The organism is Streptomyces sp. NPDC087300 (genome assembly GCF_044744425.1).
In the GTDB taxonomy this organism is placed as follows: domain Bacteria; phylum Actinomycetota; class Actinomycetes; order Streptomycetales; family Streptomycetaceae; genus Streptomyces.
Map to the genome: position 1 here is coordinate 360,240 of NZ_JBIUYI010000003.1, position 19,142 is coordinate 379,381.

The window sequence follows — 19,142 nt, forward strand, 5'->3', positions numbered from 1 at the left end:
ACGAAAGGGATGGCACAGGGGGCGCTGGCCAGGATCTTTCCGACGCAAGGGGTGCTGAGCGACATGACCACAACCGACATACCAACGACCGTCCCTTACCGGGAGGTGAGGGACGCCAACGGCCGGGTGTACCGGGTCGGCGAGACCGATGTCGACCTGATGGGCCGCAAACGCAAGTGGATGGTCATCCTGCCGTGGGTGGGCATGATGGGCATCAGCTCGGCCGAGTACGCGTTCGCCTCGGCCGAGGACACCCTGCACACCGCGCACCAATGGAGCGACCAGCACATCTTCTGGATGCTGGGCGTCTGGGTCTTCTTCCAGGCCGCGGTGGCCTTTCCCGCGGGCAAGCTCCGGGAGACCGGAAGGCTTCCCGCGCGCTGGGCCATGATGTTCGGTGCGATCGGCACGCTCTTGGGCTATCTGTCACTGGCTTTCGCCCCGCACGTGGTCGTCGCCTATCTCGGTTTCGGCATGTTCAGCGGCATGGGCGCCGGCATGGTGTACGCGACCTGCGTGAACATGGTCGGCAAGTGGTATCCGGAACGCAAGGGCGGCAAGACCGGATTCGTCAACGGCGGATTCGCCTACGGCTCGGTGCCGTTCGTCTTCCTCTTCACCGGCTACATGGATCTGACGAACTTCCGCTGGGTCCTGGTGTCCGTCGGCGTCCTGCTCGCGTCGATGGTCGCGGCGGCGGGGTATTTCTTCCAGGACCCGCCGAAGAACTGGTGGCCGGCCGACGTGGACCCGCTGCGGCCGTCGGACGACCCACGGACCCGGCGCGCCCTGCGGATGAACCCACCGGCCGTACGGCAGTACACACCCAAGGAGGCCTGGCAGACCGGCCGTGTGGCGCTGATGTGGTTCTGCCTGCTGTGCACGTCGGGGGTGAACATCTTCGGCATCGCGTTCCAGGTGGACATCGGAAAGGAAGCCGGATTCGCGGGCGGCATCGTCGCCACGGCCATGTCCCTGAAAGCGATCGTGAACGGCACCGGGCGCGGTGTCATCGGCTGGCTTTCGGACCGCTATGGGCGCAAGCGTTGTCTTATCTTCGTCTGCATCGTCCTCGGCCTCGCCCAGTACGGAATCCTGTGGTCCGCCGACATCAAGAACCTGCCCCTTTTCCTGATCTTCTCCAGCATCTCCGGATTCGGCGGCGGCGCCATCTTCCCGATGTTCGCCGCGCTGACGGCGGACTACTTCGGAGAGAACAACAACGCCTCCAACTACGGCCTGGTCTACAGCTCCAAGCTCGTCTCCGGTCTGCTCGGCTCCGGCATGGGCTCCGTGGTGGTGGGCCATTGGGGCCACACCGGAGCGTTCACCCTTGCCGGGTCGATATCCCTGTTCGCCGGATTCGTCGCGCTCTTCCTGTCCCCGCCCGGCAGGCCGAAATCCAAAGGAATAAGCCCCAATCCGCAACCCCTCGGTGAGGAGATGGCTTGACATGACGGCGGAGCCCATCGCCGCACGACACGCGTCGGCCGACCCCGGCGCGTCGTACAGAGAAGTCACGGACGCGCGCGGTCGCGTCTACCGCATCGGCGAGAGCGACCGGGAGATCCTCGGTCGCCCACGCTGGACGATGGTGGCGCTGCCGTGGGCGGCCATGCTCGCCATCAGCGTCTTCGAGTATGCCTACGGAGCGGCCGAGGACACCCTGTCCGCGGCCCACCACTGGACGTCGTCGAACACCTTCTGGGTGCTCAGCGTCTGGATCTTCTTCCAGGCCGCGGTCTCCTTCCCCGCGGGCAAACTGCGCGAGAAAGGCATCCTGAGCAGCAGAGCGGCCATGCTGACGGGCTCGGTCCTGTCACTGCTCGGCTTCGTCAGCCTCAGTCACGCGCCCAACGTGGCGATGGCGATGGTGGGCTTCGGCCTGCTGGGCGGCGTCGGATCCGGACTGATCTATTCGACCTGCGTGAACATGGTCGGCAAGTGGTACCCGGAGCGGCGCGGCGGCAAGACGGGCTTCGTCAACGGCGCCTTCGCCTACGGGGCCGTGCCGTTCATCTTCCTGTTCTCGTACGGCTTCGACACGTCCAACTACCGCACCGTGCTCGACCTCGTCGGCTTCTACGTCCTCGGCGTGACGCTGGTGGCGGGCCTCTTCTTCAAGGACCCGCCGAAGAACTGGTGGCCCGCCGAGGTGGACCCGCTGCGGCTCGACGGTGACACGCGCACGGCCGTGGCGCTGGCCAAGAACCCGCCGGCGGTACGGCAGTTCACCCCGGGCGAGGCACTGCGCACCGGAGTGGTCCCCCTGATGTGGGTGTGCATGCTCTGCTGCGCCGGAGTGTCGATCTTCGGCATCTCCTTCCAGGTGCCCTTCGCCAAGGAGATGGGCTTCGGCCCGCTCATCGCGGCGTCGTCGATGGGCGTCATGTCGGTGATCAACGGCACCGGGCGCGGCGTGGTCGGCTGGCTCTCCGACCGGCTCGGCAGGCAACGGACCCTCACGTATGTGTGTCTGGTGCTCGCGCTCGCGCAGTTCGGCGTGCTGTGGGCGGGCGAGATCGGCAACCAGCCGCTGTTCCTGGTCTTCGCCTTCCTCTCCGGCTTCTCGGGCGGAGCGTTCTACCCGCTGTTCGCGGCGCTCGTACCGGACTACTTCGGAGAGAACAACAACGCCTCCAACTACGGCATGGTCTACAGCGCGAAGCTGGTCTCCGGCCTGTTCGGCGGCGGCCTGGGCGCCATGGTCGTGGACACCTGGGGCTACGTCGGCGCCTATACGACGGCCGGTGTGGTGTCGCTGGTGGCGGCCGGCCTCTCCTTGCTGCTGCGGCAACCGGGGGCGCCACACGCGCGTGGCGCGTTGGTCTAGCTCGGCGCCACGAGAACGGACCGGGGCCCTTCCGCCGTGCGGCGGAAGGGCCCCGTCCCGTCAGTCGCCGCAGCGCCCGGTGCGCAGCGAGTGCAGGTGCTCGCTGGACTTGCGGGCGAAGGCGTAGGACTCGACCGGGTTGTCGTGCTCGGTCTGCCAGTGGTGGTAGCGCTTGCCGTTGTGGGTGCGCGCGGTCACCGTCGAGAGGAACTTCTTGTAGTCGATGTCGCCGTCCCCGACGTCCGACATGCGGTAGCCGTCGCGGGTGGTCTCGTCGCGGACGCCGTCCTTGACGTGGAACAGCGGATAGCGGTGCGGCTGCTTGAGCACGTAGTCGAGCGGCTCGAAGGCGGCCGGGGTGCCGTCGGGCCGCTTACCGAACCGGAACTGGGCGCAGAAGGCCCAGTAGATGTCCATCTCCAGGTACACGGCGTCGGGGTCGGTCTCGGCGAGCAGGACGTCGTAGAGGCGGACCTTCGGCTTGTCGGTGGCGAAGGAGAACTCCTCGGCGTGGTTGTGCTGGTAGAACTTCATGCCGCGCTTGCGGGCCGCTTCGCCATAGGTGTTGAAGTCCTCGGCGGCGCGCTTCCACGCGTCGACGGTCGAGCCGTAGCGGAACGGCCCCGAGGCGGTGCCGATGTGCTTGAGGCCGAGCGCCTCGGCGTCGTCGAGGACCTTGGTCAGGTTCTGCGCGAAGGTGTACGCGTTGGGGTTGTTGTCGTCGTAATAGCCGACGTGCGAGCCGATGGGGTGCAGTCCGTGGTCCCTGGCAAGCCGCTTGAGCTGGGCGAGCGTGATGGCGCCCGCGGAGCCCTGGGTGTACCCCGCGAACTCGATCTCGTCGTATCCGTACTTCTCCAACTCGGCGAACACCGGGCCGAATCCGACGCTGGAGACCTTGTCGCGCAGGCTGTAGAGCTGGATGCCGAGCCGGCCGGGCGGCAGGACGGGATGGCCCTTGCCCTTGCCCTTACCGGTCGTCGCGGCGGCCGAGGCATCCGTCGTCGAGTCCGCCGCGGCGGCCGGTGTGGTCGCGCCGATGAGGGCGGCGGCGGTGGCTCCCGCGGCCACGCCGAGCATGCCGCGCCTGCTGAGTCTCTGGGCGATTTCGGGGTCGTCGGAGAGGGGGTTGCGGCTCATGTGGTCTTCTCCCGGGGTCACATCAGGGATGGGTTCGAAGGAGGGATCAGGGATCACTCGGGGTCGGACCCTGATGGCAGGGCCCGAGCGGTCTGGTTCAGTGGAGATCAAGCAGATTCAGCGGCGCGGGACTCGGGGCTCAGTGCAGGCCCGCGAGCTGGAGCAACAGCGATTTCACTTCGGTGGCCGCGACACGGCCGCTTACGGCGCGGGGGGTGGAGCACAGAATGAGCGGACTGTCGTCCTCGCTCGTGGGGAGGCGGCCATGGCTGCCGCGAATAGGTGACGGATCGAGCGGCACGACCGCCATGCGGTAGCGCATGCCGAGCTTCTTGCGGGCCAGCGCGCTCGCGGCCTTCACCCGGACGTAGGGGTCCTCGGGGTCCATGAAGAGCTCGACGGGGTCGTAGCCGGGTTTGCGGTGGATCTCGACGAGCTGTGCGAAGTCGGGCGCGTGGGCGTCGTCGAGCCAGTAGTAGTACGTGAACCAGGCGTCCGGCTCCGCGACGGCGACGAGCTCCCCGGAGCGCGGGTGGTCCAGGTGGTGTGCCTTCTTGCCCTCGTCGTCGAGGAGTTGCTCGATTCCGGGGAGGCCTTCCAGGGCGGCGCGGGTGGCGTCGAGGTCTTCGGGGCGCCGCACGTAGACGTGGGCTATCTGGTGGTCGGCGACGGCGAAGGCGCGGGACGCCATCGGGTCGAGGTACTCCATGCCGTCCTGGGTGTGCACCTCGAGCAGGCCGGCGCGGCGCAGCGCGCGGTTGATGTCGACGGGCTTGTTCACCCGTGTGATGCCGTACTCGGAGAGGGCGACGACGGTGCGGCCCTCGGCCTCGGCGTCGTCGAGCAGTGGGGCGATGGTCGCGTCGAGGTCGGCCGCCGCCTGGAAGGAGCGCGGGTCGTCGGGGCCGAAGCGCTGCAGGTCGTAGTCGAGATGAGGGAGGTAGCAAAGGGCCAGGTCGGGGTGGCGCGTGGTGAGGATGTGGCGGGTGGCATCGACGATCCAGCGGCTGGACACGATGTCGGCGCCGGGTCCCCAGAAGTGGAAGAGGGGGAAGGTGCCGAGCTTGTCGGTGAGTTCGTCGTGCAGGGCCGGGGGCCGGGTGTAGCAGTCGGGTTCCTTGCGGCCGTCGGCGTAGTAGACGGGGCGGGGGGTGATGGTGAAGTCGGTGTCGGCGCCCATGGCGTACCACCAGCAGATGTTGGCGACGGTGTAGCCGGGGTGCGCGCGGCGGGCGGCGTCCCACAGCTTGTCGCCGGCGACCAGGCCGTTGTGCTGGCGCCACAGGAGGACGTCGCCGAGCTCGCGGAAGTACCAGCCGTTGGCGACGATGCCGTGTTCGGCGGGGGTGGTGCCGGTGAGGAAGGTGGACTGGGCGGCGCAGGTAACGGCGGGAAGGACGGTGTCGAGCCGTGCTCTGGCACCGGACCGGCCGAGAGCCTTGAGGCGCGGCATGTGATCGAGGAGGCGCGGGGTGAGGCCGACGACGTCCAGGACCAGCAAGGGGGTTGGGGTCATGGCAATTCCTTCAGGCCGAGGTCCGTGAGGAGGTCACGGGCGAGGGTCAGTTCCGCGGCGATGCCCTCGGCGAGCTGCGGGCGGCCACGCGGGCGCAGTGCGGGCGGCAGCGCCTGCCAGGTGTAGGTCTCGACCTCGAGGTGACGGGTGAGGGGGCTCGGGCCGCCGACGAGGCGGGTCAGGGTGTCCTTGAGCACGGGGAGCGTGGAGGTGAGCGGTGCGGCGGGGGCCGCGTGCAGGGGGACGTGGAAGTGCGCGCGCCACGGGCCGGTGTCGGGCAGGGCGTGATCGGTGAGGGCTTCACCGAGGTCGTCGGTGCCGCGCAGTCCGGTGCCGTTGACGGTGCGTGTCTGGTGCAGGAAGCGGGGTTCGTCGAAGGCGGCGAGGGCCTCGCGCACGGCCGGGAGATGGGGGTGTTCGGCGTGCAGGGCGGCGGAGAGCTGCGATTTGACGACGGGGATGCCCGCGGCGGTCAGACCGTCCAGGGCGGTCTCCGGGTCCTCGAAGGAGGTGGCGAGGTGGCAGGTGTCGACACAGATGCCGATGCGGTCGTGGCCGACCGCGGTGAGGGGTGCGATCGCGTCGGCGGTCGTCTCGACGGTACAGCCGGGCTCCGGTTCGAGTCCGATCCGGATGGAGCGTCCGGTCAACTCGGCCAGCGCGTCCAGGCGTTGGGCGAGTGCGGTGAGCGCCGTGCGGGCGGCTTCCGCCCGGACGGTGTCGAAAGGAGTGCGCCAGGCCAGGGGCAGCGTGGAGATGGTGCCCTCGGTGACGTCGTCGGGGAGCAGCGTCGCGAGCAGCCGTGCCAGGTCGGTGGTGTGGGAGAGCCGCTCCGGGTCGGTCCAGTCCGGCTTGTACACGCGGTACTTGACCTGTTCGGCGCCGAAGCCTTCATAGGGGAAGCCGTTGAGGGTGACGACTTCGAGGCCGCGTCGGTCGAGTTCGGTGCGCAGTCCGCGCAGCGCAGCGGGGTCGGTGATCAGGGCGTGCGCGGCGTCCTTGGCGAGCCACAGGCCGATGCCGAGCCGGTCCCTGCCCAGCCGTCTGCGCACCGGCTCGCAGTGGTCGCGAAGCTGGGCCAGGACGCCGTCGAGGGTCTCCGCGGGGTGCACGTTGGTGCAGTACGCGAGGTGGACGGTGGAGCCGTCGGGGTGCCGGAAGCGCATGGTTCACGCACCGCCGCGCAGGATGGAGTTGCCCTCGTGGGTGGCCTCCGTACCGGCGACGTCGAGGTCGAGCCGGCCGCTGAGCCCGTAGAACGCGACGGGGTTGCGCCACAGCACCAGGTCGACGTCGTCCTCGTCGTACCCGGCGGCCAGCATCGCGTCGGCGACCCTGCGGGTCTTGAGCGGGTCGCTCTTTCCCCAGTCGGCCGCCGAGTTGACCAGGACCTTCTCCGTGCCGACAGCACGCAGGATCGCGATCATCCGCTCTTCGTCCATCTTGGTGTCGGGATAGACGGAGAAGCCGAGCCAGCAGCCGCTGTCCTTGGCCTCCTTGACCGTGGTCTCGTTGAGGTGGTCGATCAGGACGCGTTCCAGCGGCAGTGCGGACTCCCGCACTACGTCGATCGTGCGGCGCAGTCCGGCGAGCTTGTCGCGGTGCGGGGTGTGCACGAGCGCGGGCAGCTCGTGGTCGGCGGCCAGTTGCAGCTGGGCGGCGAGCGCGGTGTCCTCGGCCGGCGTCATGGAGTCGTAGCCGATCTCCCCCACCGCGACGACGTTGTCCTTGACGAGATAGCGGGGCAGCGCGGCGAGGACCGGGGTGCAGCGGGGGTCGTTCGCCTCCTTGGGGTTGAGCGCGATCGTGCAGTGGTGGGCGATGCCGTACTGGGCGGCGCGGAAGGGTTCCCAGCCGAGGAGGGAGTCGAAGTAGTCGAAGAACGAGGCGGGCGAGGTGCGGGGCTGGCCGAGCCAGAAGGCGGGCTCCACGACCGCGCGGATGCCCGCGGCGTACATCGCCTGATAGTCGTCGGTGGTGCGGGAGGTCATGTGGATGTGGGGGTCGAAGATGCGCATCGGAACTCCTACTCCTCGCCGGTCGAGGGAGCCGTGGGGGCGGTCAGGGCCAGGACGCGGTGCAGGTCAACGGGGACGGGACGGCCCGCTGCCGTACGTTCGTTCGCGTAGTCGCCGAGCATCCGGGCGAGTTCGGCGTCGCCGTGGGCGCGCCGTGCGAGATCGGTGACGGCCTCCACGGGGACGCCGGTGAACAGGCACTTGAGAACGGCGTGGCGCCAGTCGTGCGGGGCGAGGTGCGCGGCGGCGTAGGGGCCGACGGCCGCGGCGACCAAGCGGGTGTCGTTGGCGCGCAGGGCGTCTTCGACCAGGGGCAGCGCCTCGGGGCCCGGCACCAGGTGGGGCAGGGCGTGCAGGACGGCGCGGCGTTCGGCGGCGGTGCCCTGGGCGTAGACGCGGGTGAGGGTGTCCGGGTCGGCCGCGGCCGTGTGCAGGAGGAGGATGCGTGCGGCGTCGGCGTGGTCGGGGCCGCAGCGGCGGCCGGCCTCGGCGAACCGCAGCTCCCAGGTGGGCACGTCTCCTTGCGCGGGGCCGCCCTGCCTGGGGACCCGGGAGGCGGCGGCTTCGGCGTCGGCCTCAGCGGTGGCCTGGTCGAGCCAGGCGCGGGCGGCCCCGCCGAGTTGGGCTTCGAGGCGGGTGCGGAGGGCGGCGATTCCGGGGGCCTCGGTCACGGGGTTCCTCCTTCGGCGGCGCGGCGCAGGAAGTCGATGGAGTGCGCGGCGAGTTGGGGACCCGCGTGGGAGTGCCGGGGCAGCTCGACGACGGTCAGTCCCTGGTAGCCGGTGGCGGCCAGTGCTTCGAGTACGGGCGGGAAGTCGATCTCGCCGTCGCCGAAGGGCAGGTGTTCGTGAACGCCTCGGCGCATGTCCTCGATCTGGACGTGTCGCAGCCAGGGTGCGGCGGCCTTGACGCAGTCGGCCGGAGGGAGCGGTTCGAGGCACTGACAGTGGCCGATGTCCAGGGTGAGGCCGAGGAGTTCGGGGTCGCCGAGGGCGTGGCGGAGGTGGTGGAAGTCGGCGAGTGAGGAGAGGAGGTGCCCGGGTTCGGGCTCGATCGCGAGCGGGACATCGGCGCCGGACGCGGCGTCGAGGACCGGGCCGAGGGCATCGGCGAGGCGCTTCCAGGCGGTGTCGTCGTCCGTGCCCTCTGGGGTGATGCCGCTGAAGCAGTGCACGGCGTGGGCGCCCAGGTCGGCGGCGACCCGGACGGCCCTGATGAGCAGGCGGACCCGGTCGGCGCGCCGTTCCGGATCCGGATCCAGGAGGGAGGGGCCGTGTTTGCGGCGTGGGTCGAGGACATAGCGGGCGCCGGTCTCGACGGTGGCGGTGAGACCGAGCCGGTCGAGTCGGCGGGCCACCTGCCGTGTGCGGGCGGCGAGGTCAGGGGCGAGGGGATCGAGGTGCATGTGGTCGAGCGTCAGTCCGACGCCCGCGTAGCCGAGGTCGGCGAGGAGACCGAGGGCGTCGTCGAGGCGGAGATCGGTGAGTCCGTTGGTGCCGTAGCCGAAGCGGAGTCCGTTGGGCGCGGTGCCACGGTGGGCCTCGCCACGGGCGGGCGCGGTGCCACGGCTGGCCTCGCCACGGTTGGGCGCCGTGGCTCCGCTGGGCCCGGTGTCGGTCCGCCTGGGGTCGGATTCGCTCATGTCACGCTCACCTTCCGTGCGAACTTGCGGGCCGCGGGGGCGAGTGCGGCGGTCACGAGGGCGGTTCCGGCGGCGCCCGCGCGGGCGGCCAGCGCGGCCTGCAACGGGATCATGGCGCGGATCCCCCCGCCGACGGCTCGTTGGGTGAGAGGAGGTGAGGGGTTGAGGACGGCATGGAACAGGGGCTTGGCGACGGTGCCGACGTAGGCGGCGGTGAGTGCGCCGCGCAGAGCGCGCAGGGCAGTGCCTCGATCGGCGCTCCGGACGGTGAGCGGCGCCACGGGAGCAAGTCCGGGGAGACTCGGCACGCTCGGCTGATTCGGCACGCTCGGCTGATTCGGCACGCTCGGCCGGTTCAGCGGATTCGGTGGGCTCGACGCGCCCCGTGGGCCCGGCAGACCGAAGGTGGCTGCAGGCCGTCGGCCTGCCGGGAGTGTGAGGAGGCGTCGGTCCGAGGGACGGCCGGTGACCGGCCCCCGGCCCACCCGCTGGGCCAGCACCGTGGTCGCTGCGAGTGCCGCGAGAGGTGCCGCCGTGGAGCCACCCTGGGCCTCGCGGCGGGAGACCGCGGTGACGGCCAGGGTGTGGGCGGCAAGCACCCCGGCGGACGACAGCACGGCAGGGGGCACCGCACCTCCGCCCTGTCGACGCCCGGCGCCCACACCCACACCGGCACCGGCACCGGCACCGGCACCGGCACCGGCAGCCCACCGCAAACCCGCGCCGCGTCCAAGTCCGCGTCCAAGTCCACGCCGCCCCTCACGCCCACGCCCCAAGCTGCCGCCACCCCCCGTAGCCACCGCTCCCAACACCAGATCCAGTCCCCGTGCCGCCGCCATCGCCACCGGGCCCGCGGGGGTGTGCTTGAGGCCCAGGTCGTAGGCCCAGACCGTGCCGGCCAGGGCGGTGGCCGTGGTCAGGGCGGGGCGGCCGGCCCGGGAGGCCAGGGTGAGGCCCGTCGCGGTGAGGGCCGTCGCCGCGGCGAGGGCCGCGGGTGGGGTGATGCGGCCCGAGGGCAGGGGGCGTTCGGGGCGTTCGACGGCGTCGTCCGCCCGGTCGGCCCAGTCGTTGAGGGCCATGCCCGCTTCGTACAGGCAGAGGGAGGAGGCGATGGCGAGGAAGGTGCGGTGGTTGGGGCGCAGTCCGGTGGCCGCCGCCCCGGCGAGAGCGTCGCCGGGGACGGTGAACAGGGCGGGGAGGCGCAGGAGTTCGGCCCAGTCTCGCGGGGTGCTCATCGGGTCTCCCGCAGGCACTCGGCGAGGTCGAGCAGCTGGGCGTACTGCTCGCCGAGTGCGGCGGGCGAGCCGTCGTCGGGGTCCTTGAAGTAGAAGGCGAGGGAAGGGAGGGGGCCGCGCAGGCCGCGTTCGTGGGCGCGGGCGGCGAGGCGGGCCAGGTCCAGGATCAGCGGAGCGGCGAGGGCCGAGTCGCAGCCCTGCCAGGTGGTCTGGAGGACCATGCGGGTGCCGAGGAAGCCGTCGAAGGCGATGTGGTCCCAGGCCGTCTTCCAGTCGCCGAGCGACGGCACGTCGTCGATGTGGACCTCGCCCTCGGGGGTGCTGCCGAGGGTGTCGGTGAGGACGCGTTCCTTGCCCGCGTTCTTCGCCGCGGCGGCGGCCGGGTCGGCGAGGGCCGCGCCGTCTCCGCCGCCGAGGAGGTTGGTGCCGGACCAGGCGCGTACGGCAAGCGCGCGCTGGGCGAACATCGGGCCGAGCACGGAGCGCAACAGGGTCTGTCCGGTCTTGCCGTCGCGGCCGGCGTGGGGCAGGGCGGAGGCGCGGGCGGCCTCGGTGAGTGCGGGATGGTGCAGACCGGTCGAGGGGGTGAAGTTCACGTAGGGGCAGCCGGCTCGGAGCGCGGCCGCTGCGTAGAGGGTGCTGGCGGGCAGGCGTGGGTCGCCGTCGGCGGGGAGGGGTTCCGTCGAGGCGACGTTCACCACGACGGCGCGGGCCAGGCCCCGGCGGCGTACGAAGTCGCGCAGGTCGGCGGCGAAGGCTTCGATGAGCTCTTCGTCGGTGCGGGTGTCGCCGGGCAGGGGTCCGCCGGGGCGTATCTCGGTGTCGGCGGCGGCCAGTTCGGCGCGGACCGCGGAGGGGAGGCCGTGCGGCAGGACGCCGCCGGCGGCCAGTTCCTCGGCGCGTTTGGGCAGGGGGCAGCTCGTGGTGTCGTGGCCGCCGAAGACGAGGGAGGACAACGTTGGCAGGCCGCAGTCCGTGAAGGGGGGTGTCTCGGTGACCATGCCGGTCGGCGCGTGCAGCCCGGCCGCCAGTGCCGCGCAGCCCGCGACGGTCGTGGTCGCGACCGAACCGCGCGCCCCGATGAGCCAGATGCCGACCAATGGCGTCCCGGCGGAAGAAGTAGAGAGCGCGGTTGTGGACACGGCTGCCTCCTGCCATAGCTCAAAGAACAGACGAACAGACGAACGGGCGAACGATGGAGCTGAGGAACATCGGATCAGTGGAGCTGAGGAACATCGGATCGGTCGAGCGATGGGGTTATGGGTCATGCGGCCACGCGGCCGCGATCGAGCGGCTATGGCGCGGAGAGGGGGCAAGACGGCGGGCGGAGGTCCGGCGTCCTCCGCCCGCCGCCGTCTAGCGACCCGCGCCCGGGTCGGCCGGAGCGGGTGGACCGGAGTGGCGTGCGGGCAGGTCCTTCAGCCGGATGTCGCGGAAGGAGACCTCGTCGGCGTCACCGTGGTTCTGGATGCCGATGTGCCCTTGGCGCAGGCTGCGCGCCGGATCGGAGTTGGTGAAATCGTTGATCTTCACGCCGTTGAGATAGAGGCGAAGGCGTTCGCCCTCGACGCGGATCTCGTAGGTGTTCCACTGCCCCGGTGGGTTGAGCGCCTTGTCGCGCTGCTTGAGGTCGGCGGACTTGAAGCCGTAGACGGAGCCGGTGGTCTTCTCGGGGACGTCGGTGGCGTCGATCTGGATCTCGTAGCCGTTGTCGACGGCGGACCAGGGGTCGTCGGAGGGCGGGAAGCCCACGAAGATCCCGGAGTTGTCGTCGCCGGCCATGCGCCAGTCGAGCTTGAGCGAGTACGAGCCGAGCTCACGCCGGTCGTACCAGAGCATGCCCATCCCGCCGGTGGTCGTCAGTGTCCCGTCCTCCTCCTTCAGCGCGAAGGAGCCGGGGCCCGCCTGCTTCCAGCCGTCCAGGGAGGCCGCCGTGCCGTCGAAGATCGGCGTGTAGCCCTTCTCCGGACGGCAGTCGGCCTGGACCGCGCCGACCGCCCAGCGGATGCCGCCGAGCAGGTGCTGACGGAAGGCCGGTTCGGCGTAGGACTCCTTGGTGTGGCCGCCGCCGGTGTAGAAGGAGCGGCCGCCCTGGTAGTCGCTCTGGCACCAGGCGATGGGATGGTCGCCCGCCATCGTGCCGCCGCTGTACGACGACTCGTCGAGGGAGGCGAGGACGCGGGCCTTGTCCCGCGGGTTGGCGCGGTAGTTGTACCACTCGTCGGTGCGGTCCCAGGTGCCCGTGCCCAGGTGGGCCGTGGCCGGGTGCGCGTGGTCCTCCACGTGGACCTTGGCGGGCTGGATCGCGGGGTGCGACTGGAAGTACGCGCCCGCGAGCCCCCCGTAGAAGGGCCAGTCGTACTCGGTGTCGGCCGCCGCGTGCACGCCGACGTAGGCGCCGCCGCCGCGGATGTACTTCTCGAAGGCCGACTGCTGTGCGGCGTTCAGCACGTCACCGGTGGTGGAGAGCCAGACCACGGCGTCGTACCGGGCGAGGTTCTTGGCGGTGAAGGCGGCCGCATCCTCGGTGGCGTCGACGGCGAAGCCGCCCGCGGCGCCGAGTTCCTTGACGGTCGCGATGCCGGTGGGGATGGAGTCGTGCCGGAAGCCCGCGGTCTTGGAGAAGACCAGGACTCGCTCCCCCTCCTTGCCGCGGTCCGGGCCCGGTTTCGAGGCCGCGGGGCCCGTCGCGCACCCGATGAGGAGTGCGGCCGCCGCGGTCGCGGTCATGAGTCGTGCGCGTCTGCGCATGGTGCTCGCCCCTTCCTCAGCTGGTGGTGAAGGTGAAGTCGTCCACGTCGTAGAGCGCTCCGCTGCCCGAGCCCTTGAAGACGAAGAACAGGGTCGTGGTCGTCTTCGGCGGCTTGGAGATGACCGTGCTGACGTCCGCGTACGTCTCCCACGAGCCGGTCGGCGTGACCTTCGCGCTGCCCAGGAGCCTGCCGCCGGCCGAACCGCTGCGGACCTCCAGGGTGCCGCCGGCGCCCGCGGAGGCGACGCGCGCGGTCAGCTTGGTGGCGTTGCCGAGGACGTACGGCTTGAAGGAGATCCAGTCGCCGTTGTGGATGTCACCGACGGTCTTGCCGCCGTGCGCCGGGGTGTGATTGACGATCGAGACGCCCTTGGAGTCGCCGTAGTGCTCGCCCTGGCGGTGCTTGGGCTGGACGACGTTCTGGTCGTGGGTGGTCAGCGCGGGCTGTCCGTTGGCGCCCTTGTCGGTGTACTCGGCGTCGAAGACCCCGAAGATGTTGGCGTTCGGGTCGTGCTCGCCATCGGCCGAGGTCTGGATGGTGCCGGAGCAGCCGTTCGCCGAGGTCACGGGGTGGCCGTGGCTGTCGTGGCCGAGGATGTGGGTGACCTTGACCTTGGTGCAGTCGATCGCGCCGTCCTCCGGGTCGGTCACCTTCACCTTGAAGGGCACCTTGTCGCCGAAGGTGAACAGCTGGCCGTCTGCGGGGAGTTCGAGCGTGACCTTGGGAGCGGTGTTGCCGACGGTGAGGTGCGCGCTGGCCGATCCGGTGCGTCCTGTGGAGTCCTTGACGGTCACGGTCGCCGTGTAGACGCCGTTCTTCTTGTACGTGTACGTCGGGTTCTGCTGGGTCGACTTGCCGCCGTCGCCGAAGTCCCAGGCGTAGGTCAGGGTGCCGCCGTCGGCGTCCGTGGCCTTCGCGGTGAACTTGGTGCGCAGCGGGGCCTTGCCGCTGGTCACGGACGCGGCGGCCTCGGCGACCGGGGAGTGGCCCTCGGTGGCGTTCTCGATGCGGTAGAGGCCGGAGTTCTCGTCGCCGCCGAACCAGGCGGTGCCGTAGTCCAGGACGTAGAGCGCGCCGTCGGGGCCGAACTCCATGTCCATCACCTGGGTGCCGGTCCACGGGAACGGGTTGATCTTGGAGACGGTGCCGTCCGCGCCCTGTTCGATGCGCTTGATCCAGCGCCGGCCGAACTCACCCGCGAAGAAGTCACCGTCGTACGCCTCGGGGAACTTCACCGGGGAGGTGTTCGCGGCGTCGTAGCGGTAGACGGGTCCGCCCATCGGGGACTCGGAGCCGCTGCCGAACTCGGGGACGGAGCCGCCGTCGTAGGGGATCCAGGCCTCCTGCGCGGGCGGCAGGTCGGTCAGGCCGGTGTTGTGCGGCGATTCGTTCTTCGGCGCCGCGCAGTCGAAGGTGGCGCCGGAGGTGCCGGTGGCGAAGTCGTAGTCGACGTAGGGGTCGTTCTTGCCGGTGCAGAAGGGCCAGCCGAAGTTGCCGGCCTTGGTGACCCGGGCGAACTCGACCTGGCCCGCGGGTCCGCGCTTGGGGTCGGCGGCGCCCGCGTCGGGCCCGTAGTCACCGACGTAGACGATGCCCGTCGGCTTGTCGACGCTCATCCGGAAGGGGTTGCGGAAGCCCATCGCGTAGATCTCGGGGCGGGTCTTCTCGGTGCCTTTGGCGAAGAGGTTGCCGTCCGGGACCGTGTAGGAGCCGTCGTCGGCGACCTTGACGCGCAGGATCTTGCCGCGCAGGTCGTTGGTGTTGCCCGCGCTGCGCCGCGCGTCGAAGGCGGGGTTGCGGCTGGCGCGCTCGTCGATGGGCGTGAAGCCGTCGGAGGCGAAGGGGTTGGAGTCGTCGCCGGTCGAGAGGTAGAGGTTGCCGTCCTTGTCGAAGTCGATGTCGCCGCCGACGTGGCAGCAGGTGCCGCGGCTGGCGGGGACGTCGAGGACCTTCTTCTCGCTGGCGTTGTCCAGGGTGCCGTCGGCCTTCAGGACGAAGCGGGAGAGGCGGTTGACGCCGTCGAACTTCTTGAAGTCCTCGGCGGTGCCGTTCTCCGGGGCGTCGCCCGCGGGGGTGTCGAGCGGCGGCGCGTAGTAGAGGTAGATCGCGCGGTTCTCGCTGAACTTCGGGTCGAGGCCGACGCCTTGGAGGCCCTCTTCGTCGTGCGAGTAGACCGGTATCTTGCCGGCGACCTTGGTGTTGCCCGCGGCGTCGGTGAGGCGGAGCGTGCCGTCGCGCGAGGTGTGCAGGACCGAGCGGTCGGGGAGCACCGTGAGCGTCATCGGCTCGCCCGTCTCCGGCGCGCCCTTGGCGAGGGTGACCTGCTGGAAGTCCTCGGCGACCGGGGCGGCGGCCGGGGCTGCCTTCGTGGGCGGGTCCGCGGGGACGGCACCCGCCTGGGGTACGGCGATGGCCAGTGAGGCGCCGGTGAGCAGCGTGCCGGTGGCCAGGGCGAGGGCTTTGTGGAGTCTCAGGCGTTTCCTGTGCACGGGGGTTCCTCCGGATGGGGGCGGGTGTCGTGCGGTGCTCCGTGCGCCGGGGTGCGCCGTCACCCCGGAGTCCTATGTCCTGTACATCTCAAGGACGGTAGCGAGCTTTGTCTTGGGCCGAAAGTGTTTGCACAGCAGTGGAGTTGAGCTTCTTCCTGGAGCAGGACAAAGTGGCGGCCCTGGCCGGGGTCGGCCTAGCTGTTGAACGCCGCGTCGAACGACGCAGTCGGCGGCTCGAAGTCGAACGCCTTCAGGTGCTTGAGCGCCTCCGGCGCGCCCTGGAGGCGGTCCATGCCCGCGTCCTCCCACTCCACCGAGACCGGGCCCTGGTAGTCGATGGATCGCAGCATGCGGAAGACGTCCTCCCACGGCACGTCGCCGTGGCCCGCCGACACGAAGTCCCAGCCGCGCCGCGGATCGCCCCACGGCAGATGGGAGCCGAGCCTGCCGTTGCGGCCGTCCAGGCGGCGCCGGGCCTCCTTGCAGTCCACGTGGTAGATCCGGTCGCGGAAGTCGTAGAGGAAGCCGACCGGGTCGAGGTCCTGCCACACGAAGTGCGAGGGGTCGAAGTTGAGCCCGAAGGCGGCCCGGTGGCCGACCGCTTCCAGCGCCTTGTGCGTGGTCCAGTAGTCGTAGGCGATCTCGGACGGATGCACCTCGTGGGCGAAGCGGACGCCCTCGGCGTCGAAGACGTCCAGGATCGGGTTCCAGCGCTCGGCGAAGTCCTCGTAGCCGCGCTCGATCATGGATTCGGGGGCCGGCGGGAACATCGCGACCAGGTGCCAGATCGCCGATCCCGTGAAGCCGACGACGGTGTCGACGCCGAACGCGGCCGCAGCCCGCGCGGTGTCCTTGATCTCGGCGGCGGCCCGCTGCCGCACGCCCTCCCCCTCGCCGTCGCCCCAGATGCGGTCGGGCAGGATCGCCCGGTGCCGCTCGTCGATGATCGCGTCACAGACGGCCTGGCCGACCAGGTGGTTGGAGATCGCCCAGCACTTGAGGCCGTACTTGTCGAGCAGGGCGTGCCTGCTCTCCAGATAGCCGGGGTCGGCGAGTGCCTTGTCGACCTCGAAGTGGTCGCCCCAGCAGGCGAGTTCGAGGCCGTCGTAGCCGAAGTCACGGGCGAGCGAGCAGACTTCTTCGAGCGGCAGGTCGGCCCACTGGCCGGTGAAGAGCGTGAACCTACGGGGCATGACGCGGCCTCCTCAGGCGGGGATCGGCGTGTAGACGGAGTTCTTCGCCGCGCTCTCCTCCACGGCGGCGAGCACCCGCTGCACCGAGAGCCCGTCGGCGAAGGAGGGCGCGGGCTCGGTGCCGGTGGCGATCGCGTGCAGCAGGTCGCGGGCCTGGTGCACGAAGGTGTGCTCGTAGCCGAGGCCGTGGCCCGGCGGCCACCACGCGTCCAGGTAGGGGTGGTCGGGCTCGGTCACCAGGATGCGGCGGAACCCGGCCGACGCGGCGGGCTCGCCGTGGTCGTGGAAGGAGAGCTCGTTGAGCCGCTCCAGATCGAACGCCAACGAGCCCTTGGAGCCGTTGAGTTCGAGCCGCAGGGCGTTCTTGCGCCCGGTGGCGAAGCGGGTCGCCTCGAAGCTGGCGAGCGCGCCGGAGGGGAAGCGGCCGGTGAAGACGGCCGCGTCGTCCACGGTGACCGCGCCGCGCCTGCTGCCGCCCTCGGCCGTGAGCCCGCCGGACGCCTGTGCCGTCTCGTCGACCAGGGGCCGTTCGCGTACGAAGGTCTCGGTGAGCGCGGAGACCCCGGCCACCTGCTCCCCCGCCAGGTACTGCGCGAGGTCCACGATGTGCGCCCCGAGGTCACCGAGCGCCCCGGAGCCCGCGCGCTCCTTGAGGAGGCGCCAGGTGAGCGGGAACTCCGGGTCGACCAGCCAGTCCTGAAGGTACGTCAGACGGACGTGCCGCAGCGCGCCGATGCGCCCCTCGGCGACCATCCGGCGGGCGAGCGCGAGCGCGGGCACCCGCCGGTAGTTGAAGCCGACCATGGCCACCTGCCCCCGGGCGCGGGCCAGCGCGGCGGCCTCGGCCATGCCCTCGGCCTCCTCCACCGTGTTCGCCAGGGGCTTCTCGCACAGCACGTGCTTGCCCGCCGCGAGCGCGGCGACGGCGATCTCCGCATGGCTGTCGCCGGGCGTGCAGATGTCGACGATGTCGACGTCGTCCCGGGCGATCAGGGCGCGCCAGTCGGTCTCGGCCGCGGACCAGCCGAGCCGGTCGGCGGCGGCGCGCACGGCGCCGCCGTCGCGGCCGCAGACGGCCGTGAGCACCGGTTCGACCGGCAGGTCGAAGACGCGCCCGACGGTGCGCCAGCCCTGGGAGTGGGCGGCACCCATGAACGCGTAGCCGACCATGCCCACCCCCAACTGCCGCTTCCCCGCCTCGGGTTCCGTCTCACGCATGCGGTACTCCTCCTCGTCGACGCTCGGTGGGGGGTCCTAACGGGCACATCACTTGAAGCCGGTGGGCATGTACTGCTCGACGTTGTCCTTGTCGACGACGGCCGAGTAGCAGGTGACGAAGGACGGGATCTCGAACTCCGCCATGCCGCTGACGCCCTTGCTCTGCCCGAGCGCGCGCGCCAGGTCGATCGCGGACGCGGCCATCGTGGGCGGGTAGAGGACGGTGGCCTTCAGGACGCCGTCGTCGGCCTTGATGGCCTGGAAGGCGGAGAGCGCGCCCGCGCCGCCGACCATCAGGAAGTCGTCGCGGCCCGCCTGTTTGATGGCCCGCAGGGCGCCCACGCCCTGGTCGTCGTCGTGATTCCACAGCGCGTCGAAGTTCTTCTGCGCCTGGAGCAGTTGGGCCATCTTCTGCTGGCCCGACTCGACGGTGAAGTCGGCGGCCTGGCGGGCGACCTTCTTGATGTTCGGGTAGTTCTTCAGCGCGTCGTCGAAGCCCTTGCTGCGCTGCTTGGTCAGCTCCAGGTTGTCCAGGCCCGCCAGCTCCACGACCTTGGCGTTCTTCTTGTCCTTGAGCTTCTCGCCGATGTAGTGCCCGGCGTTGAGGCCCATGCCGTAGTTGTCGCCGCCGATCCAGCAGCGGTACGCCTGCGGGGACGCGAAGACCCGGTCGAGGTTGACGACGGGGATGCCCGCCTTCATGGCCTTCAGGCCGACCTGGGTGAGCGCCTTGCCGTCGGCCGGCAGGATCACCAGGACGTCGACCTTCTTGTTGATCAGCGTCTCGACCTGGCCGATCTGGGCCGCGGTGTCGTTGGAGCCCTCGGTGGACTCCAGGGTGACGTCCTGGTACTTCTTCGCCCGGTTCTTGGCGTTGTCGTTGATCGCGTTGAGCCAGCCGTGGTCGGCCTGCGGGCCCGCGAAGCCGATGGTGACCTCCTTGCCCGGCTTGTCGTCGGCGACCCGCTGTTCCTTGTCGCCCGTGTCCTCGTCCTTGGACTCGTTGCTGGTGCAGCCCGCGAGGAGTGCTCCGCCCGACAGGGCGGCGGCTCCGAACAGGAGCCCTCTGCGGCTCGTGTGGGATGGCATGGGTGAACTCCTCAGC

At 70.5% G+C, this 19,142-nt stretch carries 15 protein-coding genes; 2 read left to right on the forward strand and 13 right to left on the reverse strand.

The genetic code is table 11. From position 1 onward, the window contains the following. The first annotated feature begins 63 nt into the window (after window positions 1-63). Window positions 64-1,452: an OFA family MFS transporter gene (locus tag ACIO9J_RS12430; RefSeq protein WP_401996735.1), complete on the forward strand. Its 1,389-nt coding sequence runs from the start codon at window positions 64-66 to the stop codon at window positions 1,450-1,452. Between the two features lies 1 nt (window position 1,453). Then, complete coding sequence (locus ACIO9J_RS12435; RefSeq protein ID WP_401996738.1) at window positions 1,454-2,833, forward strand: OFA family MFS transporter; 1,380 nt, start codon at window positions 1,454-1,456, stop codon at window positions 2,831-2,833. A 60-nt stretch (window positions 2,834-2,893) separates the two neighbouring features. Here the strand turns inward: ACIO9J_RS12435 and ACIO9J_RS12440 are convergent, their stop codons facing one another. From ACIO9J_RS12440 to ACIO9J_RS12500, 13 genes are all read right to left on the reverse strand, one after another. Then, complete coding sequence (locus tag ACIO9J_RS12440; protein ID WP_401996741.1) at window positions 2,894-3,973, reverse strand: sugar phosphate isomerase/epimerase family protein; 1,080 nt, start codon at window positions 3,971-3,973, stop codon at window positions 2,894-2,896. Between the two features lie 139 nt (window positions 3,974-4,112). Continuing rightward, window positions 4,113-5,489 (reverse strand): nucleotide pyrophosphatase/phosphodiesterase family protein, encoded by a 1,377-nt coding sequence (locus ACIO9J_RS12445; protein WP_401996744.1) that lies wholly within the window; start codon window positions 5,487-5,489, stop codon window positions 4,113-4,115. Continuing rightward, on the reverse strand, window positions 5,486-6,655 hold the full coding sequence (gene eboE, locus ACIO9J_RS12450) for a metabolite traffic protein EboE (RefSeq protein WP_401996747.1): 1,170 nt from the start codon (window positions 6,653-6,655) through the stop codon (window positions 5,486-5,488). Before eboE ends, ACIO9J_RS12445 begins: the two co-directional genes overlap by 4 nt. Window positions 6,656-6,658: 3 nt before the next feature. Continuing rightward, window positions 6,659-7,507, reverse strand: a complete 849-nt coding sequence (locus ACIO9J_RS12455; protein ID WP_401996750.1) for a TatD family hydrolase — start codon at window positions 7,505-7,507, stop codon at window positions 6,659-6,661. 8 nt (window positions 7,508-7,515) lie between these two features. Further along, window positions 7,516-8,178: an EboA domain-containing protein gene (locus ACIO9J_RS12460; protein WP_401996753.1), complete on the reverse strand. Its 663-nt coding sequence runs from the start codon at window positions 8,176-8,178 to the stop codon at window positions 7,516-7,518. Next, window positions 8,175-9,149: a sugar phosphate isomerase/epimerase family protein gene (locus tag ACIO9J_RS12465; RefSeq protein WP_401996755.1), complete on the reverse strand. Its 975-nt coding sequence runs from the start codon at window positions 9,147-9,149 to the stop codon at window positions 8,175-8,177. The genes ACIO9J_RS12460 and ACIO9J_RS12465 overlap by 4 nt, the downstream gene beginning before the upstream one ends. After that, window positions 9,146-10,384 (reverse strand): SCO3242 family prenyltransferase, encoded by a 1,239-nt coding sequence (locus ACIO9J_RS12470; protein ID WP_401996758.1) that lies wholly within the window; start codon window positions 10,382-10,384, stop codon window positions 9,146-9,148. The genes ACIO9J_RS12465 and ACIO9J_RS12470 overlap by 4 nt, the downstream gene beginning before the upstream one ends. Beyond that, window positions 10,381-11,526 (reverse strand): inositol-3-phosphate synthase, encoded by a 1,146-nt coding sequence (locus ACIO9J_RS12475; RefSeq protein ID WP_401996760.1) that lies wholly within the window; start codon window positions 11,524-11,526, stop codon window positions 10,381-10,383. Before ACIO9J_RS12475 ends, ACIO9J_RS12470 begins: the two co-directional genes overlap by 4 nt. Before the next feature lie 214 nt (window positions 11,527-11,740). Beyond that, window positions 11,741-13,135, reverse strand: coding sequence for a ThuA domain-containing protein (locus tag ACIO9J_RS12480; RefSeq protein ID WP_401996763.1), 1,395 nt, complete (start codon window positions 13,133-13,135; stop codon window positions 11,741-11,743). A gap of 16 nt (window positions 13,136-13,151) precedes the next feature. Beyond that, a complete protein-coding gene (locus ACIO9J_RS12485; RefSeq protein WP_401996766.1) occupies window positions 13,152-15,626 on the reverse strand; it encodes a PQQ-dependent sugar dehydrogenase in 2,475 nt (824 codons plus the stop codon). 194 nt (window positions 15,627-15,820) lie between these two features. Further along, window positions 15,821-16,819, reverse strand: a complete 999-nt coding sequence (locus tag ACIO9J_RS12490) for a sugar phosphate isomerase/epimerase family protein (RefSeq protein WP_401996769.1) — start codon at window positions 16,817-16,819, stop codon at window positions 15,821-15,823. 12 nt (window positions 16,820-16,831) lie between these two features. Then, window positions 16,832-18,037: a Gfo/Idh/MocA family protein gene (locus ACIO9J_RS12495; RefSeq protein WP_401996772.1), complete on the reverse strand. Its 1,206-nt coding sequence runs from the start codon at window positions 18,035-18,037 to the stop codon at window positions 16,832-16,834. 48 nt (window positions 18,038-18,085) lie between these two features. Continuing rightward, complete coding sequence (locus ACIO9J_RS12500) at window positions 18,086-19,126, reverse strand: substrate-binding domain-containing protein (RefSeq protein WP_401996775.1); 1,041 nt, start codon at window positions 19,124-19,126, stop codon at window positions 18,086-18,088. Between the last annotated feature and the right edge of the window lie 16 nt (window positions 19,127-19,142).

Excerpts from the sequence above, each read along its gene's own strand:
- ACIO9J_RS12430 (WP_401996735.1), top strand. The coding sequence starts at position 64 with ATGACCACAACCGACATACCAACGACCGTCCCTTACCGGGAGGTGAGG.
- ACIO9J_RS12435 (WP_401996738.1), top strand. The coding sequence starts at position 1,454 with ATGACGGCGGAGCCCATCGCCGCACGACACGCGTCGGCCGACCCCGGC.
- ACIO9J_RS12440 (WP_401996741.1), bottom strand. The coding sequence starts at position 3,973 with ATGAGCCGCAACCCCCTCTCCGACGACCCCGAAATCGCCCAGAGACTC.
- ACIO9J_RS12445 (WP_401996744.1), bottom strand. The coding sequence starts at position 5,489 with ATGACCCCAACCCCCTTGCTGGTCCTGGACGTCGTCGGCCTCACCCCG.
- eboE (WP_401996747.1), bottom strand. The coding sequence starts at position 6,655 with ATGCGCTTCCGGCACCCCGACGGCTCCACCGTCCACCTCGCGTACTGC.
- ACIO9J_RS12455 (WP_401996750.1), bottom strand. The coding sequence starts at position 7,507 with ATGCGCATCTTCGACCCCCACATCCACATGACCTCCCGCACCACCGAC.
- ACIO9J_RS12465 (WP_401996755.1), bottom strand. The coding sequence starts at position 9,149 with ATGAGCGAATCCGACCCCAGGCGGACCGACACCGGGCCCAGCGGAGCC.
- ACIO9J_RS12470 (WP_401996758.1), bottom strand. The coding sequence starts at position 10,384 with ATGAGCACCCCGCGAGACTGGGCCGAACTCCTGCGCCTCCCCGCCCTG.
- ACIO9J_RS12480 (WP_401996763.1), bottom strand. The coding sequence starts at position 13,135 with ATGCGCAGACGCGCACGACTCATGACCGCGACCGCGGCGGCCGCACTC.
- ACIO9J_RS12490 (WP_401996769.1), bottom strand. The coding sequence starts at position 16,819 with ATGCCCCGTAGGTTCACGCTCTTCACCGGCCAGTGGGCCGACCTGCCG.
- ACIO9J_RS12495 (WP_401996772.1), bottom strand. The coding sequence starts at position 18,037 with ATGCGTGAGACGGAACCCGAGGCGGGGAAGCGGCAGTTGGGGGTGGGC.
- ACIO9J_RS12500 (WP_401996775.1), bottom strand. The coding sequence starts at position 19,126 with ATGCCATCCCACACGAGCCGCAGAGGGCTCCTGTTCGGAGCCGCCGCC.